The 1,515-nt window shown below is 56.4% G+C and carries 2 protein-coding genes and 1 pseudogene; 2 read left to right on the top strand and 1 reads right to left on the bottom strand.

Translation table 11 applies throughout. The features are described from left to right. Positions 1–78 precede the first annotated feature (78 nt). Both AC3WUM_RS25135 and AC3WUM_RS25130 read left to right on the top strand, forming a co-directional pair. Positions 79–420, top strand: a complete 342-nt coding sequence (locus AC3WUM_RS25135) for an immunity protein Imm33 domain-containing protein (RefSeq protein ID WP_492414075.1) — start codon at positions 79–81, stop codon at positions 418–420. A gap of 81 nt (positions 421–501) precedes the next feature. After that, complete coding sequence (locus AC3WUM_RS25130; protein WP_492414073.1) at positions 502–792, top strand: DUF6959 family protein; 291 nt, start codon at positions 502–504, stop codon at positions 790–792. A gap of 597 nt (positions 793–1,389) precedes the next feature. On the opposite strand, the pseudogene AC3WUM_RS25125 reads toward AC3WUM_RS25130, so the two are convergent. Beyond that, positions 1,390–1,515 (bottom strand): annotated as a pseudogene (locus AC3WUM_RS25125) (IS3 family transposase); the annotation flags it as partial.

Raw genomic sequence — 1,515 nt, 5'->3', positions numbered from 1 at the left:
TTCCTTTTATTGAGAGCAGGCATCGTTTGTCCTGGCCCGTAGCGGCAGTGCGGTTTTTCTACAGACTCGTTGGGCCTTATGAAACCAGAGCGTTCGCAGGCGTCGGTCTGTTCTGAGTACGGGGCGGAGTTTCTATCATCTCCACCAGAATCCAAGGTTGGCATTGCCTTGGCTACACTCAACCTGCTGCCGCTAAACGCGCTGCGTATTCCTCCAGAGGGCAATACATGTGGCTGGTACATTTGGGGCGGCGAGGTAATGTCAGAGCACGATGATTTCTTTCAGCCTCTGCATGCTCATCATCTCCAGGAGCGTTGCCCCGCCATCACTCCTTACTTGGGTCTGTCGCCGGGTTGGCGTGTTCTACTTGCACCCGGTCAAACTGAGGTCTGGCATGACCCTCAATTGCTTCAAAAGTGAATGGCCCAACAAGGTGCTCCACGCGACGTATTTGCCGCCGCTGCGCGGCGTCAAATACGCGTGTAAGCCCGGGCGTTGGGCATGACAAAGACCGTTGAAGTTGAGGTTTTCTGCGAGGAGACCAATGCGTGGATAGTCCGCACGCCTGGAAGAAAGTTTCCTGCTGTCGTGATTCAAGGAGACTCGTTCTCGGTCCTGTTCTCTTCGGCTCAAGAAGTTGTGGAGCAGGCGCGCCGGATTGGAAATCCCGCACTCATCGAAGAGGCGGAGGAGCTTCGGAATCGGTTATGGGCTCATCTGTATCGTTATGAGCAGGTTCTTGAGCAACATGGCCTTCCGCTTCCATACAACAGGATAAAGGCTCCACTTTGAGCGGGTCATGCCCAACAAGGGGTTCCACGCGACGTCACGTAACTCGCTTGCGCAAGTTACGCGCCGCGCGTGAACCCAGGCGTTGGACATCACTGGAGAGCTGGGTATGAGGCTCGTGTTGATAGCACTTGTGTGTGTCGCATTTAGCGGATGTGTTTACACGCCAAGTGTGGTTACGCGCTATGACGAGCAGTGCGATATCGAGCTCAAGAAGATGGAGCTCACAGAACATCAACTGTCTCTCTTGGAAAACTCTCGCTGCATGGACGCCTTGGAGTGCACCGCAACTGTCGCGGTGCAAGTTCTGGCGGCTCCGGTTTCGGCAGTGGTTTCGGGATCGATAGTCTTAGTCGGCAATACCATCTTCTGGATGCAGAAGCAGGGTCGGTGTCAGTCCGTAGCCATGGCCGATCCTGAGTAAGCGCCGGTGATGCCCAACCCGCTAATGCAGGCGACCGCTCTGCCGCCCGCCAAGTCATCTTCAATCGGCCAGTCCTGCGTTTGCGGACGAGCGGCGCCTGATCGCGGGCGTTGGGCGGCTTTGCAAAATTTTGTGAGTGAACCGCGCCGGTTTTCCCGGAGGCTCGTTGATGTGAGTCACGCCGCGATAGCGAGACTCGGCGGTGGTGAATAGTAGTTTGCTTCGGCTTCAGCCGGCGGGATGTGGCCGAGCGGTTCCATCAGTCGGCGGTTGTTGTACCAGTCGACCCATTGCAAGGTCGC

The organism is Hydrocarboniphaga sp. FW305-C-57 (genome assembly GCF_058783045.1).
Note: the sequence above shows the minus strand (reverse complement) of the source record. Positions and strands in the feature narration are given on the sequence as shown.

Bases quoted from the DNA above. Each gene is read 5' to 3' on its own strand.
- AC3WUM_RS25135 (WP_492414075.1), top strand. From the start codon at position 79: ATGAAACCAGAGCGTTCGCAGGCGTCGGTCTGTTCTGAGTACGGGGCG.
- AC3WUM_RS25130 (WP_492414073.1), top strand. From the start codon at position 502: ATGACAAAGACCGTTGAAGTTGAGGTTTTCTGCGAGGAGACCAATGCG.